The following is a 21638-nucleotide window of genomic DNA, read 5'->3' on the forward strand; positions in this document are numbered from 1 at the left end:
AGAAATTAAAATTAAGCTAAAAGATATGACATAAAAAAGCGAGATTCACTCTCGCTTTTCCTATTGAAAAAGGAAAGATCATGAAAAATATATCTCTATTTTCATTACGTTCAGCTCAACCCATTCTGTTAGCCCTACTCTTCATAACGACAGTACATATCGCAGACGCACAGGTCATATTTCAGGAGGACAAAAACAATTTTATTCGCCTTGTTGAAAAGCCGAGCAAAGTAGACAGCGGCATGCGTGCCAACCAACACCCCTTTACGCTACACGAGCAGGATGTATCCGCCATACTTAGCGCTATTCAGGTGGTTAAAAACAAAAATACGTCGACGCCGCTTTTTTCCAACGAACAAGTTGCGTTACTTGCCGCCTATTTACCTGAGGCACTGCGAATAGCGACTGCTCAGCAAGACGTAATTTTTGCCCTTAGTAAAGAGAAGCGTTATTTGGCAGGCCTTAAAACCCAAACGTATTACGTTGCGGGCAGTATTTTCATCGCAGACGACCAGCTCAATATTCTTATTGGGGAGTTCGACAAAGTAGCCAATAAAGCCTACGAAATGGCTTATGATCCTACTTCTCAGGGCTTGTTAAAATACGACTTTGACTTTGGTAATCGGAAACAAGCAAAGTTTTCATTTGATTCCCCACTCTCTTTTTCCGCACCTGGCATAGAATTAAAAACTAAAAATCGCTTCGACTGGGTGGTCGCACCGACTCAACTGGCATTTGAAGCATCGGTAGAAAAGGAAACACTTTCCCCATCGAATAGGGAAAACACGCCCAGCCAGAGAGACATATCCGGGTCGGCCCCCTTATCAGTAGAAAACGATATCGTTAGCCGTTTTAAACGGTTAGACGCACTCAAAAAGGCGAACCTAATTAGCGAAACAGAATACGCCGAAAAAAGAAGGCAGTTACTTGACGAGTTATAGAACGAAAGTCCCGTCAGCACTGGTCCTACGTGCTTTTTTATTATAAGCCATTAGTCTTATTAGGCCTGACTTAATGTTATATTAATGTTAACATTGTAAACATGTGAAGTGACTGTTTAGCTTTTAATACTCCAGGAAATTTGGTCACTTTGCAGCGTTTCATTTACGTCATAAGTTTGTCTTACTAAACAAGCTTATCTGCAAATAAAACGCCAGCCCAAACATGTCACAAGGCCAGCGGCAAATGTCGCTTTTTTAGCTTAGGGAAAGACCATGCACCGTATCCTGATAATTGACGATCACCCTATTTTTCGTCACGCAATGATTACCATTTTAGGGAAAAAGTTTCCCGACTCAGAAACCCTCGAAGCGAATTCAATTTCTGAAGCGTTAACGTTACTTGAGCAAGACGCGAAGTTCGACTTAATCATGCTTGATTTAAATATGCCGGAAACCTGTGGCCTAAACGGACTTTTAGAAATTCGAAACCAACACCCTAACGTCCCTGTAGTGATTATTTCCGCTGAAACGGAAAAGCAAAATATACTGCAAACCATTTCTTATGGTGCCGTTGGCTTTATTTCAAAAAGCAGCAAGATTGAAGAAATAGCCACATCTATCGAGAGTATTTTTGAAGGTAACGTGTGTTTACCATCAGAGATATTGAGAACGCCGTCTACCAGAACACGCATGACCAATGACAACGGTATTTCGCCAGAGCAAATTCGCTCATTAACACGAAAAGAACTGACTGTATTAAAATACCTAACTCAAGGGTTAGCCAATAAAGTGATTGCTTACGAGCTTAATATTTCTGAAACCACGGTTAAGTCTCATGTCTCGTCTATTCTTAAAAAGTTGGGCGCGAGCAACCGAGTAAAGGTAGTGGCCAGTGCCGCGAATATCGACTTTAACCAATACGTATTTAATTAAGGCCTGTTTACTTTTAGCCTTTCAAGCTCGAGACTAATGCCGCCTTAAGCACCGAAGAGTTAACAGGTTTGTGCAGCAACTGAATATCGGTGCCGTCCAATTCATTCGCCAACGCTTTTGAGTGATTAGCGGTGCAGATCATAATGGGCATTGAGGGCGCAAGTTTTTTTACGCGTTTCGCAATGTCTAAACCGGTTTCTTCTTCGTCTAAGTGGTAATCGACGATAAGCATATCGCACTCATCGAAGCTGCCATTGTTTACAGCACTGCACTGATCGATACCAGAAAAAGTGTCTACCTCCATATCCCAATTGGCGAACAAGGTTTGCATGGCTATACGCATATTGGCATCGTTATCAATATGCCAAATGTGTTTATTTAATATATAGTCAGGTAACGATGGCTCCACGTGGTAAAGGTAATCTTGCTCTTGGTTCGTATCACACGCATCGGTAATAGGAATAGACACCCTAAAGCACGCTCCCACGCCTTCTTTCGAGCAAACCCGAATATCGTGCTCTAGCAGCTTACTCATTTTATCAACAATGTATAAGCCCAGCCCCAAACTGTAAGAATAGTTAAAATCGTTTTCTAACCTGGAAAACTCTTTAAAAATAACTTTCTGATCGTCTTCGCTTATACCCAAACCTTGATCATAGATGCTGATTTCCAAGTTCTCATTCACCTTTCTTGCCGCCAGTAGCACCTTGCCGTTCGCGCCGTATTTCATTGCATTTATTAATAAATTTCGCAATATTCGAGAAAGTAAGTTCACGTCTGTCACCACGAAAGCTTCCTTCAAACGGTAGCGAAAATCAACGTTATAGTCTTTGCTGATATGTGTAAATTCCTCAGCAAGCTGCATAAGTAAAGGCAATATATTTTCTTGCTGTTTGTCAGGCTGTAACACCCCAGCGTCTAGTTTGGACGTTTCAATTAGCGTGCGAATAAGACCATGTAAATCAGACAGAGAATTATCGAGGGCGGCAACAATAGGGCTGGATGAACTATCCACCTGATCTTTCAAGGTTTCATTGAACAAGATAGCAGCGCTAAGGGGCTGCATAAGATCGTGACTAATAGCAGCCAAAAATTTGCTTTTTGAATCGATGGCTTCTTGAAGGGCAATGTTAGCATGGTTGAGTTCACGAGTACGCTTTTCAACATTCGATTCTAACTGGTCTTTCGCCGCTTTAAGCTGAAGCTGGCTTTCTACCTGTTGCGACACGTCTGTGGCCAACACAAAATGCCCTGCAATATCGCCAGACTCATTAAAATGAGGCAAATAAACTTTTTGTAAAAAGCCAACGTCGCCATGAGCATTTTTTTCTTTGCTTTGAAAGCTCACCACTTCGCCTTGGTTAACACGGCGCAAGTACTGAATAAGATTGGAGTAAACCTCTTTCAGGTGGCTGCGATCCATTGGCATATCGTTGATGTCTTGCTCACTGATGCCGTACCAATCGCGATAGCCTTTGTTGGTGTATTGAAATTTTTTATCGGTACCAATGTAAGCAATAAGCGCCGGTACATTATCGGTTATCATGCGTATCCAGCTTTCGTTTTGCTTCAGCGTTTCCGCGTAGTGATGCTGCGACGTAACATTGGTAAACGTGCACAGCGTATTGCCATCGGGCAGTGTAGTGATGTTGCGTTCAACGACCAGTTGCTCGTGGATAATCTGTGTACTTGGCCCAACCGGGTTTAAGTTGAGCCCGCTCCAGTGACGGCTATTTTGAAGGGCATAAATATTCTTACTGTTGACCAGTACGTGCTGAGGCACATTTGATTGGGTCAAAAACGTGTTATTCCAAAACGCAATGCCACCTTCTCTATCAATGAGCAGTATACCCACGTCGATACTGTCTATTAGGCTTTGCAGTAATTTATTTTTCTCTTTAATGACTTGCTCGTAGCGATTCGACTCAAGTAGCTTTACTTCAGTGATATCGTTAAACAGAATAACGTTCCCGCCTTCTTGAGTCGGTCGGTTTGTCAGCTGATACCAGCGTTTGTTCGACAACTGGTAAATCATCCTACCTTCCACGTCGGCAGGCAGTGCACGGCGAATAACCCCAGAATGTTTGGCAGCTTGGGTAATATCGTAATAGTTATCACCAATTTTAGGGGTAATGGAAAGGTCGTCCCAAACGGTTTCAAAGTGGCGGTTAAAGAAAATGATCCCGCCGAGCTTATCAAGCAACACCATCGCCTGATTGGTACTTTCAATGGCATCGTGCAAACGCTGCTTAACCTGATGTGTTTCTTCGTGCGCGCGCACCAGCTCTGCATTTGACTGCTCGAGCTTTTGCAGTACAGATTGAAGCTCCTCTGTTTTCTGGCTCACTTTTTCAGAAAGTTGAACCGAGTGCTCGAATGCACGGTAACTATGATGATTAAAACCGCCCTCTTCCATCCGATACATCAGCGCGGCATTTATCTTTTCCAACTTTTCGTTTTCGCGCCTTTGTTCGTGAAGTGCTTTTTGAAGCGCTTCAACGTCGGTTAGGTGATTATTGGTCTGCAAAATACACCCCCGTAAACGTTTGATTCAGATGCACCGAATGAATATGCTCTCCGTAGGCATTGAAGCCTGCAACCTTGTATTTTTGCTGTAAGCGCTTTATCTCATGATCGTTTTTACCTTGTTGAATTTCCAATCTTCGAAGGAAACAGTCACAGGCATAGACAAACGCGGGTTCGCCCAATTGCGTGCGTAGCTCATCTAATTTACCCTCTAACGCTTCAATACAATCACCTAATTGAACAAAGGTAAGAATAATCCCGATATCGACAGCGCAATAAAACGTTATGCCATTAGTGGAAAGGTCTACTTTTTGTATAGAGCGAATAAAGTATTTTCCGCCAACCAACACAGCAAGAGGAAACATTGAAAATACATCGGGCGTTAAGTCTTCCGCTTTCATCCCCAACAAGCTAGCGTAATACTGCGCTGCAGGTTCACCATTTATTTCATATACGGTTCTCGATTCAGGATCGGCGTGGGTTACTACAAGCTTCGATACGGGAGAGTTAATATGATCAATTGAAAAAACAGTAAAAGGCTTTCCCGTGCCAACAAGCAGCAATGCTGCTGCGTCTCGATGAAATGCACCGTTGTAAAACACATAGGTGGCTTCAAGTTTTAAATCGTCGCCGGCGCTACCGCCTAAGTGTGGAATGTTGCCAAATGCGGTCGCAAAGGTCTCCAAAAAGTGCTCTTCATGGCGGGTAAGTCCATCTAGCACAGAAATAACAAAGTGCTGCTCGGTATCGTAGCGACGTTCCCTCCCCTGTAAGGTTCGGCGCAAACCGCTGGCAATATCGTGGGCTTCATCAAAGTTTACTTCGCCTAAATTAGGCACCAATGCTGTGGCAATAGAAAATTCGTTTTTCAAAAACGCGACGGCCAAAAGCTTTTCTGTTCCGTAGCCATTTTTGTTGAATTCTCCAGCACTGGTGCAGCCAACAATGTTCACATGCGGAAAGCGTGCGGTGATTTCTTTTGCTACGGCATCTAAGTCAAACAGCGTGCTGGTATGAAAGAGTAATAGCTCTATTTCATCGCACTTAACGTTAGCTAAAATCTCATTGGCCACATCGCGACAGGCTTCTTTAGCACCGTATAAGCTAGCTTGGTTGTCATTGTTAACCTGGCTATTAGCAGGTTGACTAAGTGCGGACAGGATTGAGGTTTTTGACACGCGTTGGCACCTTTTTCTTTTTATATTTATCAATTTTGCACAAGTCAGGGTTATCTAATGTAACCACACACTCAAGGCACTGAATACATTCAGCATAATCAATGCTGCCGTCTTGCTCTATAGCATCAATCCCACATTTTTTCTGCTTACACAGCTGACATGGATTGCCACAAGCGTCTTTACGGGTAAGTAGCTTAACTAAAGGAAAGTGACCTAATATAGCAAGCCCCGCACCGAGCGGACACAAATAACGGCAGTACACTTTATGAATTTTTAAGCTAAGTAGCAGCAATAAAACCGAATACAGCACAAAGGGCCAGTATCGAACAAAGTGTAAGGTTATGGACGTTTTAAAAGGCTCTATCTCAGCCAGCTTCTCCGCAAGGTTTAGCGAGTAGAATGAGCACGCAACGAGACCTATAAGCAACACATATTTAATTTTTTGCGCCCGTTTGTGGTGCTGAGGCTTAATTCTGATTTGTTTTATCCTGAGCTTTTCAGCCAGTATTCCCATCATTTCCTGGAGTGCGCCGAAGGGGCAAAGCCAGCCACAAAATAGTCCCCGCCCTACGATAAACAACGAGACAAATACAAAGCTCCACAAAATAAAAATGACCGGGTCGAGAAGATATACCTCTAAGGAAAATCCATCGACAATATCCAGTAGAAGCGTGTATATGTTGACAACCGACAGTTGCCCTTGGGCGTAAAAGCCAATAAAAAACAGCACGAACGCAAGGGAAAATGCCCGCACTGTATGCACAAACTTGGTGTAAGGCGTTAGCCTCTGCTGGAATGCAAAAAACAACGACAGCGCTACAAGATAAACAACAGTGATGCTTATCGTTAAGGTTCTGTCCCTCCAAATTTTCTGCCACAACGGAATGGGCTTCGCTAACTGAGCCTCAGGATTTTCCATAAACAGTTCACTAGGCAGCGTCACTTTCAAAGGGAACAGGTGCTCATCTTGCTCGAAGAAACTTGGCTTAAACGGCACACTGATTGCGAGTTCCATTTCTTGGTCAAGTGACAGCCCACCTTTCGATTTTACTCTAAGTACTTTGACCTCGTTGTAGTCGGGCAATGCTTGTGAAAATGCGGGGTCATAGAAGCTATAAAAATCGATATCGCGGATAGCTGTGGGAAAGCCGCCTTGAGACACCCGTAAATGCTCAGGTGTGGTTTGGGGAATAAACTCATCGCTGATAAAACTGAAACCTTTCGTATTCAGCACCATCAGTGCCATTTCACCCGGATTTAGATTTTCCTGTAACCGAGCAAATTCCTCTTCATCTAGCAGGTTTTTCCCCACAATAGGAAGACTTAAAAACGCATAGTAGTGCTCGGCAATGATGTCACCATCAAGAGCAAACTCGCTTTGGATATCGTCAACCGCCCGAACCACTTCTCTCGAAAGGCCTTCGGTATTTTGCTGAGTAATCTGGTGCTTTTGAATGTAGCCCTTGTCCACCAATTCGCTAAAAGTAAGAGGTTCGTAAAAGTCTGGATTAATAATATTATTACTAGGCGCAACAAAGCCATCGAGCTTAGCTCTGGCGACGGCTAATGCAGATGTCACGATGGTATCGTTGATAACCAGCACCGATACGGTGGCTTTCGTAACCCCATCAAAATAGGTAGCGTCTTTGCCTACATTGCTTTTCCCACCAATGATAAAACGCTCTTTGACACTGTGCCCTTGATATTGAGCAACGAAATCAAACATGGATTTCTCGCCAAGCCCATGCAAAAAAATCGGCTCGCTGTGCTGTTTGACGAAAAGATCAATAAAGTTACCTTGGGGGTCTAACCCTATCACTACGTTAACAGGTTTACCTGAAAAGCCAATGAAGTCGACAAAGTCATTCGACTCAAAAACGTATCCGAGTAGCTGTTGAAGCTGATAGACCGGGGTTACCTTGATGTCGGTGTGCATTTCCCCCACGCGTGTAGCGTTGGGAAATATTTTGTTAATGTCTGCTGGAATGTCTGTGGCGTCAGATTGCGCCAACACATTGGTACTGAGAAACAGCAAGAAAATGATTGAGATAAATGCGATGCGCATAAAAGTAGCGGGCGGCAGTAATCGCCGCCCTATCTCTACTTAGAAGAAACCAAGTGGGTTGATGTCGTAGCTTACCAATAGATTTTTTGTCTGCTGGTAGTGATCTAGCATCATCTTGTGGGTTTCGCGGCCAATGCCCGATTTTTTGTAGCCGCCAAATGCAGCGTGAGCTGGATACAAGTGATAACAGTTCGTCCATACGCGACCTGCTTCAATCGCTCGACCTACGCGGAATGCTACATTCGCATCGCGGCTCCATACGCCTGCGCCTAAGCCAAAGCTCGTGTTGTTGGCAATTTCAATGGCCTCTTCTTCCGTTTTAAAGGTTTGCACCGCGATAACAGGGCCAAAAATCTCTTCTTGGAAAACACGCATGTGGTTTTCACCCTTCAAGATAGTCGGCTGAATGTAGTAGCCATCATCGAAACCCGGTAATTGCTCTTTCTCACCACCGGTGACAACTTGCGCGCCTTCAGACTTACCAATATCAATATACTTAAGGATTTTTTCAAACTGCTCGTTAGATGCCTGCGCCCCCACCATGGTTTCTGTGTCTAGTGGGTTACCGCGTTTGATCTTCTGAATTTTTTCCAATACTTTTTCCATGAAGGCATCATAAATGTCTTCTTGGATAATCGCGCGTGAGGGGCATGTACATACTTCACCTTGGTTGAAGTAGCCAAGCACTAAACCTTCGGCACACTTATCGATAAACTCAGGCTCATGGTCCATGATATCTGCGAAGAACAGGTTCGGCGACTTACCGCCAAGCTCTACCGTAGATGGAATAAGGTTTTCAGCGGCACAGCGAAGGATATGTCCGCCAACGGGTGTAGAACCCGTAAACGCAATTTTTGCAATTCGAGTGCTGGTAGCAAGGGCTTGCCCCGCTTCTGCGCCGAACCCGTTAACAATGTTAAGTACGCCCGGTGGCAATAAATCCTGAATGAGCTCTGCAAACAATAAAATAGATACCGGCGTTTGTTCCGCAGGCTTTAAAACCACTACGTTACCGGTAACAAGCGCTGGCGCAAGTTTCCATGCCGCCATAAGTAGCGGGAAGTTCCAAGGGATGATTTGCCCAACTACGCCATAAGGTTCGTGGAAGTGATACGCCACCGTGTTTTTATCAATTTCGCCGATGGTACCTTCTTGGCTGCGAATACAGCCTGCGTAATAACGGAAGTGGTCTGCGCACAGCGGGATGTCTGCATTAAGCGTTTCACGAACGGCCTTACCGTTATCCCATGTCTCAGCTACGGCCAGAAGCTCAAGGTTTTCTTCAATGCGGTCAGCAATTTTGAGTAAGACATTTGAACGTTCGGCAACAGATTTTTCTGCCCATCCTTTTTTCGCAGCATGGGCAGCATCGAGTGCCAGCTCGACATCTTCTGATGTCGAGCGCGGAACCTGTGCGATATCACTGCCATCTACTGGAGATGTTGCAGTGAAGTACTCACCTTTAACCGGTGCGACCCACTCGCCATTGATAAAATTACCGTAGCTTTCTTTAAAGCTTACTACTGAACCTTCACTACCTGGCTTTGCATAAATCATAAGAAATACCTTTTGATATCGTTGCGCGTACCCCGCGCAGTAACTTGGTTTGTTGTGTAGTTTGATAATGGTACTTTTAGGCCGCGCTCACCATGATGCAATAGGCCGATTTGACTCCTACTTTAGGAGGGGAAACCTATGACGACTTCTCACTATTTTTAACAAATGACACAGATGCTGACGCAGAAAGTTCCGTATCTCCGATATAACCGTGCTTGGCGGCAATGGCAGAAAACTGAGAGGGCACCGCATTGAGTTTACGCTTAATCACCGTCAGTCCATTTGACACGGTTTTGGCAGACAGGCCTAGCTCGTTAGCAATATCGAAGCGGGATTTATTCATCGCTATCGCTATAAATATCTCGAACTCTCGTTTTGTTAGTTTATCGGCAATATCCACACTGGTATCGAGAAGCTGGTTGGCTAAATTTACCGCCAGCCCGCGCTCAATATACTTTTGCCCTTTTGCAACAACCTTAATAGCTGAGATAAGAATTTCTGGGGAACTACTTTTACTGATGTAACCCATGGCCCCCGTTTGCATGGCGCGGTGAAGGATGACACTGTCTTCGAACATGCTAAAAAAAATGATTTTTAACTCCGGGTGCCGTTTTAAAAATATCTTGGCCAGAACAAGGCCGCTTTCATTGGAAAGGTTGATATCGAGAATTAGGATCTCAATGTCACTGTGTGCCAATAAGCGATGAGTTTGTGCACCGTTTTCAGCATCAAAAATACGACAATCAGGCATCATGGCGTTAAGCAATGCTTTGTAGCCCTCTCTTACCACGGCGTGGTCGTCTACAATGAGGATATTCATGCGACATTTGCGCCTAACATAGGCGGCTCTTTTCTAAGTGTTAGAGAGAGCGACACGGCAACTCCGCCTTCATCGGGCGATGCGACGCTACAATTTGCGCCAATACAGCGTGCCCGACTTCGCATTGACGACATTCCAATATTTTCTACTATATGATTTCCAAGGCCTCGACCATTGTCTTTAACTGTCACAGTGACGCTATGCGTATCGCCAAAAATTTGAATGCTAACCTTTGTGGCTTTAGCGTGTTTAATTACGTTGTTAATGGCTTCTTGAACAAAACGATAAAGATGGATGTCGCGCTCGGTATCCTCCTGATACCGCTTCAGGTTAATTGATACGTCCCATTGAGTGCCAGGTTGCGCTACTTCTTGTTCATATACTAAGCGCTCAAGCGATGCCTGTAGCGATACTCTATCTAGTACAAGAGGGTGAAGGTGAGCCGTGAGTTTTCTTATAGCGTCACTTATTTGGTGTGACATCACCTGCACTTTCTGAGCCGAAAGCTCTACCACCGAACGCTCTTTAGTGTTGACTAGAATATACGCATGAGCTTTTATCGTAGTCAGCAATTGCCCCACGTTGTCGTGAAGCTCCCTGGCTAAATAGTTCCGCTCTTGCTCTTGAAGTAGCGCCAATTGTTTGTCGATTTTAATCAGCTGCTTTTCTTTGGCATCTAGCGCGCTTTTTAGCTGCTGGAATTGGTTAATTACCCTGTTCATTTCAGCAATATCTGAGTGAGGAAGCGGCTGTGTGGCTTTACCTTCTCGTAACTTCGAAAGCGCGTCGCCAAGCTGTTTTAATGGCACAAGCCGCTGCCTGACGGCAATGCTTAATGTAAACAGTAGTAAAACAAATGTTGCAAAGAAAAGGCCTGCCACTAAAGCAAAAAACGTAAGGTTTTGGGTTAACTCCGTATTCTCGAAAGGAGTGACAATAAGGTACTGATTCTCTTTTATGGGGATAATAACGGGCACTAATACATTTTGCTGGTTAACGATGTTTACTTGAGTTTGGTCTGTGCTCAAGCGCCCTGAAAAGTATTTGGCAGATAAATGAGGACTTGGCTTAACAATAGCCTCAATGTCAGAAACAGGTACATTGCGTCTGACCATTTCCCGCACTTGGTTAAGTGCGCCTGTCATTTCTTCTTCAATATTGTTTTGTATATGAAAATAAACAAGACAGGTAAAGAGTAAAAAACAGCTAATGAAAACGGCCACTATCGCTGTAGATATTTTTGTAAAACCCGACATAACTGCCTCTGCAACCCCTTTAATACAGAGTCATGCTATACAGGCCGCGGTGAAAAGCACATCCTGCAATAGGGGCGAATTCATCCTACCAAGGTAGGATAAATGCCCCTTTAAATAGTGGAACGTAGAGCTTAGTCAGTTCGCTTAATCAATAAATCGCGATTGGTAACGCTCAACCTTTTCTTGAAGCCAATGCGTAAAAACTTGGAAACGGGCTTGAGAGTGAGTTTCCTTATGCGTTGCCAACCAAAATGTGCGCTTAATGTGAATGTCGTTTTCGATTAGCCTAACTAAACCTGGCTGAGTTTCAGCCATAAATTTAGGCAAAATGCCTACGCCAGCGCCATTAATAAGCATTTGATACTGCGCGTTAATACTGGTGCTGCGAAGCGCACTTAACTGTGACAAAGCGGTCTCTTCAATGAACTTTAATTGCGGCGCGTATACCAAATCGGGCACATAGCTGACGAGATTATACGATGTTAAGTCCTGCAAAGTTTCAGGCTTTCGTTTTTTGATAAGTGACTGGTGAGTGTAAAGGTAAAGATTGTAATCGGTAAGCTTTTGAGTCACCAACAAGCCTCTACTGGGCTTTTCCAACAGGATAGCCATATCGGCTTCCCGCTTATTCAGGTTTAAAAAACCACTGGTTGCTACAAGCTCAATACTTATGCCCGGATACCGCTTTTTAAAATCTGGTAGTAAAGGCGCTAAAAACCAGCTACCAAACCCTTCTGAAACGCTCACTCGAATAGTACCGGCTAAGTGTGAACGCTCATCGTCCAGTTCATTTTGCGCTTCTAAAAAATAATGCTCGGCTTTCTCAATATACGTGACCAACTCTGTGCCATGAGTGGTAAGTACATAGCCTTTTTTGGTTAGCTCGAATAATTTACAGTTTAAAGAGTCTTCCAGCTTTTTTACACGACGAATGAGCGTTGTAGGATCTACCTTCATCCCCTTAGCTGCAATAGCTACCCGCCCATTTCTTGCCAAACCAAGAAATAACCGCATGTCATCCCAATTCACTTTAGCACCTGCATTTTTACAGCATAATACTGCAAGTATATGTATTGCTACTGCAAACACAAGGTTTCAATATTGTTAAAAATTACAGGAGCCAGATCATGAGAAAGATTGTTCACTTTATTGCAGGTAAAGACTTTGAAGATAGCAGTGAAAATACCGCATCGGTATTTGCGCCTAATACCGGTGAAGTTCAGGCAGAAGTAAGTCTAGCAAATGCTTCAACGCTAAGCCACGCTATAGAAACAGCTCAAGCTGCGCAAGTTGAATGGGCGGCCACTAACCCTCAGCGACGGGCTCGTGTCATGTTTAAATTTAAAGAGCTCGTTGAAGCCAATCGCGACCGTCTAGCGGCGCTGTTATCAAGTGAGCACGGCAAAGTGTTGGTTGATGCGCAGGGTGATATTCAGCGTGGCCTTGAAGTTATCGAGTTTGCTTGCGGCATTCCTCATGCGCAAAAGGGTGAATACACGGAAGGCGCAGGTCCGGGCATAGACGTATACTCAATGCGCCAAGCGTTAGGCGTTGTTGCCGGTATCACCCCGTTTAATTTCCCTGCCATGATCCCTATGTGGATGTTCGGCGTGGCCATTGCCTGCGGTAATGCCTTTATATTAAAGCCATCAGAGCGCGATCCTTCTGTTCCTATTGAATTAGCGAAACTTATGATAGAAGCGGGCCTTCCTGCAGGCGTGCTTAACGTTGTTCACGGTAACAAAGAAGTGGTAGACAGAATTTTAGATGATCAAACCATTAAAGCAGTAAGCTTCGTGGGTTCTTCTGATATTGCTAACTACGTGTATGAGCGCGGCGCTCGTGCAGGAAAGCGGGTTCAAGCAATGGGCGGCGCGAAAAACCACGGTATCGTAATGCCTGATGCCGATCTTGATCAGGTGGTAACGGACTTGGTAGGTGCTGCCTATGGTAGCGCCGGTGAACGCTGTATGGCACTACCGGTTGTGGTTCCTGTCGGCGATGAAACCGCCGAAAAACTCAAAGCTAAACTTATTCCGGCTATCAAAAACATCATGGTAAGCCATAGCGAAGATCCTAACGCCCACTATGGCCCTGTCGTTACCGCCGCCCACAAAGAGCGCGTTGAAAGCTATATCGACCTTGCTATAGAAGAAGGCGCAGAGCTTGTTTACGACGGCAGAACAAGTCAAATCCCAAGTGACAGCCACGGCTATTTCATCGGGCCGACGTTCTTTGATCACGTAACCAAAAACATGCGCTCATACCAAGAAGAGATTTTTGGCCCCGTGCTGCAAATGGTTCGCGCCAAAGATTTCAATGAAGCCGTTAATTTAGCAAGTGACCATCAATACGGTAACGGCGTTGCTATGTACACCCGAAACGGTCATGCAGCACGTGAATTTGCACAGCGCGTTAACGTGGGAATGGTAGGTATCAACGTACCAATTCCAGTGCCGGTTGCCTACCATACATTTGGCGGCTGGAAACGCTCAGCCTTTGGCGATACTAATCAACACGGTATGGAAGGTGTGAAGTTCTGGACCAAGGTGAAAACCATTACACAACGCTGGCCAGACGGTTCAGATACTAATGACAATGCTTTTGTTATTCCAACCATGGGCTAAGCGAGGAGACTATCATGATCACTGTTGCATTTATTGGCCTAGGTAACATGGGCTCAGGCATGGCAGACAACCTTGTTAAACACAATTTCAAGGTAATGGCCTTTGATTTAAGCGAAGCGGCACTGGCAAAAGCCAAAGATGCAGGCTGTATTATTGCACAAAGTACCGAGCAAGCTGTATCTGAAGCTGACATCGTCATCACCATGCTGCCTGCGGGTAAACATGTTAAGGATATCTATTCAAATCAGATCCTCGATAACGTGCGTGACGGCACCTTATTAATTGACTGTTCGACCATCGATGTAGAAACGGCCAAGAGCGTATCAGAGCTCGCTGAGAAAAAAGGCCTTAAGATGCTTGATGCCCCTGTATCAGGTGGTGTTGCCGCTGCTGCGAGCGGCACACTTACCTTTATGGTGGGAGGAGATGCTGACGCGTTCGATAAAGCCCAAGGCGCACTTGGCGCCATGGGTAAAAAGATTGTTCACGCAGGCGGCCACGGCGCAGGGCAAGCTGCGAAGATTTGTAACAACATGTTACTTGGCGCGACCATGATTGCGACGTGTGAAAGCTTCCAGCTCGCCCAGAAACTCGGGTTAGACGCGCAGGTATTTTTCGATATTGCATCTAATGCGTCGGGCCAAACGTGGTCAATGACCACCTATTGCCCTGTTAAAGGTGTAGGGCCACAAACCCCTGCTGATAACGATTTTGCCGGCGGTTTCGCTTCTGCACTTATGCTTAAAGATTTAGGTCTTGCCATGCAGGGCGCGAAGGGCGTAAATGCCCAAGTACCTATGGGTGAGCTTGCTGCAAAGTGGTTTGAAATGCATTGCGATGAAGGCAATGCAGGGATGGATTTCTCATCGATAATTAATCGACTGGCATAGTATATAAGCTTTTATGTTTCATTACGATGAGCGTAATAACGGGAAAAAAGCGCTGAGGTCAACACCCAGGTACTAGGGGATAATAAGGGAAAGCAAGTTTGCTTTCCCTTTATTTTACAAGGTGTAAAAACGGCTTTGCTACCTTTCCGGTTTTTGCAGCATATCGTCGTAAGCATCCATTTCCCAAGGAAGTTCCCCTGGACTGGTATCAAGGAAATGCAAGTAGCTTTCAAACTGATCCAAGATATCCTTAGCTATACTCTCCTTTTCATAGCCATAAATATCGTAGGCTTGACCGCCGCGACGCAAGAACACTTCAGCGCGATAGTATTTCTCTGACTCATCATCTTCTGAGCGCACTTCAGCATAGCTGAAACCTGGGACTAAATACTCGGTTATGCGGATATCATAGATGAAGTCCATATGCTCATGTCGTTCCACAGTGAAGGTCGCCCTTACCATGTCTTCATCAAATTCAACGTGCGCTTTCCACTCCCGTGCCTTAAGCGCAGACTGTACGTCTCTCATCGCTTCAGTCACCGTATTTTTAATGAAGTCATGAACCACGTCACGACTAGGGTATTCGACCATCGCCGCCAGTCGCCCTTTGAGGTTTGCCGCTCGACCGCGGTTTCTGTTCAATGTATTAGCTTGCAAGCTGCTATTTCTATAGCCTTCGATGACGAGCGCGCGCCAAAGACCGGCGGCAGCGATAAGCATGATAAAAGCAAATGGCAAAGCACTGGCTATAGTCATGGTTTGAAGGGCGTTGAGCCCACCCGCTAAAAGCAGTACCGCTGCGACCGTACCTTCTAAAAACGCCCAAAATATACGTTGCCATACAGGGCTTTCTTCTAGACCGCCAGATGCAAGAGAGTCAATAACTAACGATCCCGAATCTGATGACGTCACAAAAAAGGTGATGATAAGTAGTACCGTCAGCCCCGACATAATTGACGCACCAGGGAGCAGGTCGTAAAGCTTGAATAAGGCAACGGCTTCGTTTTCTTGGACGTCGCTAATAAGTGTTGTCACGCCTTGATTCATTATTGCATTAAGGGCTGTATCACCAAACACTGAAAACCAAAGGAAGGTAAAAATAGTGGGCACCAGCATGACACCGAAAACAAACTGACGAATGGTTCGACCGCGACTAATTTTGGCGATGAACATTCCCACAAATGGTGCCCAGGCAATAGTCCAACCGAAAATAAACAGCGTCCAGTTACCAATCCAGTCGCTGCGACTGTAGGCCTGCAGATTAAAAGTACGCTCGACAATCCCGCTGATATAGCTTCCAGTGTTCTGAAGGAAGGTTTCCAGAATATGAATGGTTTCACCCATAATAAACACAGTACTCATAAGAGAAACTGCCAGTAGCATATTAATAATTGATAGCCGTTTTATGCCCTTATCCATCCCGGCAATAACCGATATAGTGGCTGCGATAGTCACAATAGCGATAGTGCCTACCTGCACCATGATATCGATTGGGATATCGCCAGAGAGATAATTGAGCCCTGCATTTATCTGCGTAACAGATAGCCCCAGCGTGGTAGCAATACCAAACAGGGTACCGAGAATAGCGAATACATCTACCGCGTGCCCAATAGGACCATAAATTTTATCACCTATTAGCGGATATAGCGCAGAGCGAATGGAAAGCGGGAGCCCGTGACGAAAGGCAAAGTACGCAAGAACGAGGCCCACAAGCCCGTAAATCGCCCATATATGAAACCCCCAGTGGAAAAACGCGATTTGCATTGCCTGTTTTGCTGCATCAACCGTTTCAGCGGCACCGGCTGGCGGTGATGAGTAGTGTAGTACTGGCTCTGCCACGCCAAAGTAAAGCAGCGCCACACCGTACCCTGCCGAAAATAACATTGAAAACCATTCTGGAAAACTGTATTGCGCTTCAGCGTGGTCGGGACCTAACTTGATATTTCCCCATCCCGACGCTGCAACCGAGACAATAAACACAAGGAAAATTGCCACTGATAACATATAAAACCAGCCAAAGGTCTGAGTTATCCAGGCTAACGTACTGCTGAAAGCTTCGCCGGCAAGCTCAGGGTCACTGATTGTTCCAATAACCAGAAGTAAAATGATCGCGACCGCGGGGATAAATACAGGAAGCAGAATGGTAGAGCTTTGTACTTTGCCTTTCATATCAAGTCCTTTTTAATTGACAGGAAAATCAAACCCTGCAACTACATAATAAACTTCTTTTTTCTACTGAAAGGTGGTTAGTTTGGTTCAGATTGGTTTACGTGATGGGTTGATAGAACATGAGGCGGCTGACCTTTGTTTAACACAAAAATCAGCAGCCTTGTCGTATTTAACGCTTAAGTTAAGCCTAATGGTTTCCGCCGCAGCATCCGCCGCTCTGCTCGGCCCAATTTTTACGCTTGGTGGTTTTACCTATGCCCGGGTTGAAGCTGTTGGTAGGGTCTAACTCTCGGTAGAAGTTTTTAAGCGCGTCTTTCGCAAAATATTCGTGCCCCACGTTATGTTCTGCTGGGTATTCCGCGTTTCTCGCGTCAAAGGTTTCTAAAATTTTGCCTTTCAGCAGTTTGGCATCGGCCCCTTTTTTCAATACGTAGTTTTGGTGCATAACATGGCAAAACAAGTGACCATAATAAAGCTTAGTGTCAATCTGGTCGTCTATTTCTTTAGGCAAAACTTCAAACCAATCTGGGTCATTACGGCGAAGCGCGACGTCGATGGTCATCATGGCGCCCACTTCTTTACTGTGCATCACGTGGTAGCGACCAATCGCGCCACCGGCAACAAAGCGGTGTAAAATTGCTTTATCCGCTTCTTCTTGCGTACACTCGAAATAGCTACCTTCATTCGTTTTGAAGAATTCATCAAGGTAGGCTTTAGCTTCTTCTACCCCGTCGTTACTCATTTCCAAAATCCAATGATGTTGATACTTGTCTCTGTACTCTTCCATGCGCTTAGGCAAATGACTTGGGAACAAGTAGCTCATATATTGCATAACACGGTCTGACATTTTGTTGGGTAGAAAACCAAGTTTGTCGGTAAATGCGTCGAACTTGCGTTTAAAAGCAAATAGCTTCGGAATAAATTTCGCGCCAAGTTTACTGATAACGATAAACATATCTTTGCCATACTTTTTAGATACGTCATAGCAGTCGCGGTGCAGATATTCGCCTGAATCAGGTAAGTTTTTAAATGTAGAAAGTATGTCGCGACGCACTTTAGTGAAAACCGCAGCATCGTTAGACCCTACATAAAACACCTGTTTCTTTTCAGGTATAGGGAAAGTGTCTAGTCTCACGGCAAACACCGCGAGTTTACCTGCGCAGCCTGAGGCTTCGTGAAGCCTTCTACCGTCGTTGTTAAAGCGCGACGGTGTGTCAGAGTCTACGTCGCGCACACGTTCATCATATTCATTATCTGATGCGCGGGCATCCGGATGCTGAACGTCAGCATCGCTGTAGCGCTTATTCTCAAGGTTATTCAATATCTCTTCCGGTTCACTCCCTAAGTTAATACCTAGGTTGTTAACCAGAGATAAATCGCCGTTGGCGTCAATTTGCGCGAAAAGCGCAAGTTCGGTGTACGCTGGACCCCGTTTAACCAATGCGCCGCCAGAGTTATTACAAATACCGCCCACAATAGATGCGCCAATGCATGATGAGCCAATCACCGAGTGTGGCTCGCGCCCGTAAGGCGCTAGCGTTTCTTCCAATCCAAAAAGGGTACTGCCCGCTAACCCTACGATTTGCTTACCGCTATCCACTAACTGTATGTCGTCAATACGCATGGTGCTGATAATAACCAGCGGTCTGTCATAGTCTTTACCATCTGGCGTAGAGCCACCGGTTAGGCCAGTATTAGCTGCCTGCATGATAACTGCAACGTCGGCCTCGACACATAATTTGAGCACTCGCCAAATTTCGACAAGCGTACCGGGTCGCACCACCGCAAGCGCCTCGCCTGCACCAAAGCGAAACCCTTTGGTGTACGGTTGCTTTTTCGCTTGATCAGTTAACAAATAGGCTTGCCCTACTACATCTCGCATAGATGCAATCAAAGACTGAGTGTCAACATTTACGGTCATGGCTCTCTCTATGTTTCAAATGGGAAGAAATAATGTGGTGATGAACTATACACTAACGCCAATTTTAACAAAGGGGGCGAGCGCTTTTTCTAGAGATAATTTACTTATATTTAATGCACTGTGCTGACCTCTCTACTGCTATTACGCCGGTTAACTTCTATGGCATTTTTCGGCTACTTTATTTATTTCAAACGCTTAACTATTTTGGTATTGATAAAGTCGATAGGCACTAGGTATGGTAGGTGATTTAAAGCGTTAAGCCGTGAGGCTTTTAAGCCAAGCCTACAGGTCTTTTTCACTGTAACATTTTGTTACGCTTTGGTCGGTCAAGTAAGGCTAATGGAGTATTGTAAAGACCTTGTATAGTTCGTAAGGTTGATAATCACGAAAAGGAGCTTTCATGTCACATCACGCGTTCGTACTAACAAGAAATAGTTACGGCGAAAATACAAGAAGGGACGAAGCTTATGAACGATTCCTTAGTATTTTACCGTCGTGTGGATTCAGCGTTACCAGTGGTGCTATACACCCACCACGTAGCGTTTTAAACAATACCTATACCTTCTTTATAGATGCCCAGTATTGCGACTCAGTCGCCATGCTCAACTTGCCCGTTGTTAATGATTATCCCGATTTGAACAAAGTTATTTTCAATGTTCCACAAGCCGACATCGATTTTCATTACGCGGCACTTCAGCACGGCATCAATGGGGTTTTTCATATCGAAGATAGTTTAGAGTTGTTAGTTAGAGGTGTTCAGCAGGTTCAGGCAGGTAACAAATGGTTTAGTCGCGAAATTATGAGCCGCTATATTGATGCCAATCTTGTGCCAAAAACTAAGCCGGTTGCTGCGCTTCAATCGTCAACTACAGTCCTAACCAAACGAGAACTAGCCATTACGCGCAAAATTGCAGATGGCGCGCAAAATCAAGAGATTGCGGATTGTTTACACATCAGCGTCAATACGGTGAAAACTCATGTGTACAGTATTTTCAGGAAAACTGACTGCCGCAACCGCGTAGAGCTCATTAAGTGGTTCGATCATCAGTTTAGTCAGCCACAGCAAGTAAGTTATTAAGTACTCTCCTTACGTGCGTGTGGCGCCTACGCTTTAGCGCGCCATACGCCCTTTTCCATGCCCTGCAGTACCAATTCGGTCACCGCTTTTTCTATACTTTGCTTAACGCACTCGAACATAGGTTCATTGGTGGTATACCCTGTCTCAGCTTCAAGCAGGCGCTTTAGCGATACGTACCTAAAGAGCCCAGCTCTTACTTCTTGGCTCAATACTTTTTTAGAGGTAGAAACCGACACTAGTACTTGCCCTGTTCTTACATCAACCGCCCGCATATAAATGGAGATCTGATCTTCCCGGAATAGTTCACTTGCGCCAATGCCAAAATATTCCACGCCAGCGCCCCCTGTACGAATGTTCGTATCGTAGCTGATTATACCGCCTTCAATAATGATTCTAGCCGTGGTAAGCGGGGGCAATTCACTACCATTGCTTTCATCTGCACGGATAATTTTTCGCTCGGTAAGAATGTTTTGTAAACCTTCACGTTCTACAGGTAAGAACCACGATGTTTCACTCAAGGTTTGAACAAGAATCGACGTAGCACCTTGCGTCACTGCGGTAGAAAAAGAACTGGCCCCCGTACTGGGTTTGTACTGGCCTGTCTGGTCTCTGAACGCATAAACGGAAACGGGAATTTGCCCCATAGGTGCGGGTAAGCTTTTTACTTCCGAAAGGGTTTCGCTGTCTTTAATGATCCCTGCCGCAGTCGTATCTGGCGGCAGCGTGTTGGTAATTGATTGGCAGCCAGAAAGTGCTATAGCCAATAATAAAAATACGGTACTTCTCATGTGTTTCCCTACCCAAACCGTGGAATTTCGACAACCGTAACTTCACCTGTTAGCAGGTTAGTAATATTCACTACAATGCTATCAGGGTTACTGGTAATCAGCTCTACCTGAAAATCACCACTGACGAATATGCTGTCTTGGTTAAATATGCTATCTATGGGATTTCCATCTTCGTCATATTCCTGCTCGCCAAAGGCGATGTCAGTAATTTCGCGAACAATACGATTAATGTACGCACGCTCAAGAGACTCTTGTAGGCGTTCATCATAAGAGCGCTCACTTAGCGGTGCGCTATGCGCATTCTGTGAATTAGCTTTGCTAAGTAAAAATGACCCATTAAGTGGGTTGCCACCAAACGATGGGTTAATAGGCTCATAGACCAACTCTGTCGCAAAGGCACTGAACTGAAATACAGCCCCCAAGGTTATTAATGCGGTGATTAACGTCCTTTTCTTCATTACCATTCATCCCCTGCTAAATCTGGGCTTCTACTATCTATACTTGCGTTCGCGACAGCGTCTAATACTAAAACGATAGCCTGCTGAACTTTCTCATCTAACGGTACTTGGCGTCGCCCCATGTATGTCTGGTAAACCACTTTATTGTCGTATACCACAGAGAGTAATGTTCCTGCTTGCGGTACAATAATTTCTTTAACGACTAGGTTTTTACCCGAGCTATCAGGAACTTCGCGCCAATATTGGCTAATTTTAGAGGCAAATTCATGGCCTTGGCGGCTAATGCTGTTATCTAACAACAGTCCACCCAGCCGAATTTCTTCTGCATGAATCGGAGAAAAGAGCACACTAAAAAACAGCGTGAAAAGAGAGAAACGGTACAAGTACTTCATTATTTTGAAAATAGGCCGGGCTTGTGCCCGGCTACTCAC

At 45.0% G+C, this 21638-nt stretch carries 17 protein-coding genes; 5 read left to right on the top strand and 12 right to left on the bottom strand.

The annotated features are described in order from the left end of the window. The first annotated feature begins 80 nt into the window (after positions 1-80). Both ACTRWF_RS11615 and ACTRWF_RS11620 read left to right on the top strand, forming a co-directional pair. On the top strand, positions 81-941 hold the full coding sequence (locus ACTRWF_RS11615; protein ID WP_462835588.1) for a hypothetical protein: 861 nt from the start codon (positions 81-83) through the stop codon (positions 939-941). A gap of 273 nt (positions 942-1214) precedes the next feature. Beyond that, positions 1215-1874 (top strand): response regulator, encoded by a 660-nt coding sequence (locus tag ACTRWF_RS11620; protein ID WP_014950680.1) that lies wholly within the window; start codon positions 1215-1217, stop codon positions 1872-1874. A gap of 13 nt (positions 1875-1887) precedes the next feature. On the opposite strand, the gene ACTRWF_RS11625 is transcribed toward ACTRWF_RS11620, so the two are convergent. The 7 genes from ACTRWF_RS11625 to ACTRWF_RS11655 all read right to left on the bottom strand — a co-directional run bounded on the left by ACTRWF_RS11625 (position 1888) and on the right by ACTRWF_RS11655 (position 12305). After that, complete coding sequence (locus ACTRWF_RS11625; protein WP_462835589.1) at positions 1888-4401, bottom strand: ATP-binding protein; 2514 nt, start codon at positions 4399-4401, stop codon at positions 1888-1890. Beyond that, entirely contained in the window at positions 4388-5578 is a 1191-nt protein-coding gene (nosP, locus tag ACTRWF_RS11630) for a nitric oxide-sensing protein NosP (protein ID WP_462835590.1), read from the bottom strand. Before nosP ends, ACTRWF_RS11625 begins: the two co-directional genes overlap by 14 nt. After that, positions 5547-7643, bottom strand: coding sequence for a 4Fe-4S binding protein (locus tag ACTRWF_RS11635; RefSeq protein ID WP_462835591.1), 2097 nt, complete (start codon positions 7641-7643; stop codon positions 5547-5549). Before ACTRWF_RS11635 ends, nosP begins: the two co-directional genes overlap by 32 nt. A 39-nt stretch (positions 7644-7682) precedes the next feature. Continuing rightward, a complete protein-coding gene (gene exaC / locus ACTRWF_RS11640) occupies positions 7683-9200 on the bottom strand; it encodes an acetaldehyde dehydrogenase ExaC (protein ID WP_020746578.1) in 1518 nt (505 codons plus the stop codon). A 136-nt stretch (positions 9201-9336) separates the two neighbouring features. After that, positions 9337-10020 (bottom strand): response regulator transcription factor, encoded by a 684-nt coding sequence (locus ACTRWF_RS11645; RefSeq protein ID WP_071969687.1) that lies wholly within the window; start codon positions 10018-10020, stop codon positions 9337-9339. Next, positions 10017-11276: a sensor histidine kinase gene (locus tag ACTRWF_RS11650; protein ID WP_024016922.1), complete on the bottom strand. Its 1260-nt coding sequence runs from the start codon at positions 11274-11276 to the stop codon at positions 10017-10019. Before ACTRWF_RS11650 ends, ACTRWF_RS11645 begins: the two co-directional genes overlap by 4 nt. Before the next feature lie 144 nt (positions 11277-11420). Further along, positions 11421-12305 carry a LysR family transcriptional regulator gene (locus tag ACTRWF_RS11655; protein ID WP_043960530.1) on the bottom strand — a complete coding sequence of 295 codons (885 nt, stop codon included), beginning with the start codon at positions 12303-12305 and terminating at the stop codon, positions 11421-11423. Between the two features lie 98 nt (positions 12306-12403). On the opposite strand from ACTRWF_RS11655, the gene ACTRWF_RS11660 reads away from it, so the two are divergent. Both ACTRWF_RS11660 and mmsB read left to right on the top strand, forming a co-directional pair. Beyond that, a complete protein-coding gene (locus tag ACTRWF_RS11660; RefSeq protein ID WP_012519689.1) occupies positions 12404-13903 on the top strand; it encodes a CoA-acylating methylmalonate-semialdehyde dehydrogenase in 1500 nt (499 codons plus the stop codon). Between the two features lie 14 nt (positions 13904-13917). After that, entirely contained in the window at positions 13918-14793 is an 876-nt protein-coding gene (gene mmsB / locus ACTRWF_RS11665) for a 3-hydroxyisobutyrate dehydrogenase (protein ID WP_012519690.1), read from the top strand. A gap of 138 nt (positions 14794-14931) precedes the next feature. Here the strand turns inward: mmsB and ACTRWF_RS11670 are convergent, their stop codons facing one another. Together ACTRWF_RS11670 and dld are read right to left on the bottom strand one after the other, a co-directional pair. Beyond that, positions 14932-16962, bottom strand: coding sequence for a BCCT family transporter (locus ACTRWF_RS11670; protein ID WP_462835592.1), 2031 nt, complete (start codon positions 16960-16962; stop codon positions 14932-14934). Between the two features lie 187 nt (positions 16963-17149). Then, positions 17150-18883, bottom strand: a complete 1734-nt coding sequence (gene dld / locus ACTRWF_RS11675; protein WP_462835593.1) for a D-lactate dehydrogenase — start codon at positions 18881-18883, stop codon at positions 17150-17152. Between the two features lie 400 nt (positions 18884-19283). Here dld and ACTRWF_RS11680 point away from each other — a divergent pair, with 400 nt between their 5' ends. After that, positions 19284-19961, top strand: coding sequence for a LuxR C-terminal-related transcriptional regulator (locus ACTRWF_RS11680; RefSeq protein ID WP_462835594.1), 678 nt, complete (start codon positions 19284-19286; stop codon positions 19959-19961). A gap of 26 nt (positions 19962-19987) precedes the next feature. Here ACTRWF_RS11680 and ACTRWF_RS11685 read toward each other — a convergent pair whose 3' ends face one another. From ACTRWF_RS11685 to ACTRWF_RS11695, 3 genes are read right to left on the bottom strand one after another with little or no spacing between them, the layout of a single operon-like run. Further along, positions 19988-20749 carry a CsgG/HfaB family protein gene (locus tag ACTRWF_RS11685; RefSeq protein ID WP_020746584.1) on the bottom strand — a complete coding sequence of 254 codons (762 nt, stop codon included), beginning with the start codon at positions 20747-20749 and terminating at the stop codon, positions 19988-19990. Between the two features lie 8 nt (positions 20750-20757). Next, entirely contained in the window at positions 20758-21213 is a 456-nt protein-coding gene (locus ACTRWF_RS11690) for a curli assembly protein CsgF (RefSeq protein WP_023559884.1), read from the bottom strand. Continuing rightward, positions 21207-21638: a CsgE family curli-type amyloid fiber assembly protein gene (locus tag ACTRWF_RS11695; RefSeq protein ID WP_232363680.1), complete on the bottom strand. Its 432-nt coding sequence runs from the start codon at positions 21636-21638 to the stop codon at positions 21207-21209. Before ACTRWF_RS11695 ends, ACTRWF_RS11690 begins: the two co-directional genes overlap by 7 nt.

Source organism: Alteromonas sp. G5_S2_22_S1 (assembly GCF_054968525.1).

Excerpts from the sequence above, each read along its gene's own strand:
- ACTRWF_RS11660 (WP_012519689.1), top strand. The coding sequence starts at position 12,404 with ATGAGAAAGATTGTTCACTTTATTGCAGGTAAAGACTTTGAAGATAGC.
- ACTRWF_RS11670 (WP_462835592.1), bottom strand. The coding sequence starts at position 16,962 with ATGAAAGGCAAAGTACAAAGCTCTACCATTCTGCTTCCTGTATTTATC.
- ACTRWF_RS11650 (WP_024016922.1), bottom strand. The coding sequence starts at position 11,276 with ATGTCGGGTTTTACAAAAATATCTACAGCGATAGTGGCCGTTTTCATT.
- exaC (WP_020746578.1), bottom strand. The coding sequence starts at position 9,200 with ATGATTTATGCAAAGCCAGGTAGTGAAGGTTCAGTAGTAAGCTTTAAA.
- ACTRWF_RS11690 (WP_023559884.1), bottom strand. The coding sequence starts at position 21,213 with ATGGTAATGAAGAAAAGGACGTTAATCACCGCATTAATAACCTTGGGG.
- ACTRWF_RS11680 (WP_462835594.1), top strand. The coding sequence starts at position 19,284 with ATGTCACATCACGCGTTCGTACTAACAAGAAATAGTTACGGCGAAAAT.
- mmsB (WP_012519690.1), top strand. The coding sequence starts at position 13,918 with ATGATCACTGTTGCATTTATTGGCCTAGGTAACATGGGCTCAGGCATG.
- dld (WP_462835593.1), bottom strand. The coding sequence starts at position 18,883 with ATGACCGTAAATGTTGACACTCAGTCTTTGATTGCATCTATGCGAGAT.
- ACTRWF_RS11685 (WP_020746584.1), bottom strand. The coding sequence starts at position 20,749 with ATGAGAAGTACCGTATTTTTATTATTGGCTATAGCACTTTCTGGCTGC.
- ACTRWF_RS11635 (WP_462835591.1), bottom strand. The coding sequence starts at position 7,643 with ATGCGCATCGCATTTATCTCAATCATTTTCTTGCTGTTTCTCAGTACC.
- ACTRWF_RS11645 (WP_071969687.1), bottom strand. The coding sequence starts at position 10,020 with ATGAATATCCTCATTGTAGACGACCACGCCGTGGTAAGAGAGGGCTAC.
- ACTRWF_RS11615 (WP_462835588.1), top strand. The coding sequence starts at position 81 with ATGAAAAATATATCTCTATTTTCATTACGTTCAGCTCAACCCATTCTG.
- ACTRWF_RS11620 (WP_014950680.1), top strand. The coding sequence starts at position 1,215 with ATGCACCGTATCCTGATAATTGACGATCACCCTATTTTTCGTCACGCA.